Here is a 302-nt window from a genome sequence, read left to right as displayed (position 1 = left end):
GATATGCAAAAAGCCGTCATTTACAATACGATCGTGCACAATTCGTACGACTATGGGATATTGGCTTCCAATTGCAGGATTGATAGGTTTTTCTGCACAACGTACCACTATAAAGACTGCCGGTATATTGGGTGTCGATTTCCCTTCGGATATGATACGATGGGATAACGGACAATACGCACTTAACTTTCTTCATTCTATCGGAAAAGTAAATGCCCAGGGTTTCTTGTCCGAACTCTGCAATTTTATTTACTATCACTCCTTTGGGGATATAATCGTATATCATACGCGAAACAACGAGG

Annotated in this window: 1 protein-coding gene; it reads left to right on the top strand. The window is 40.7% G+C overall.

The annotated features are described in order from the left end of the window. Nucleotides 1-52: 52 nt before the first annotated feature. On the top strand, nt 53-302 hold a 250-nt coding region (locus tag D0T57_RS15550), incomplete at its 3' end, for a hypothetical protein (protein WP_163274371.1).

The organism is Dysgonomonas sp. 511, from assembly GCF_010501105.1.
Lineage (GTDB): Bacteria > Bacteroidota > Bacteroidia > Bacteroidales > Dysgonomonadaceae > Dysgonomonas.
This window is presented reverse-complemented; position numbering and strand designations above follow the sequence as displayed.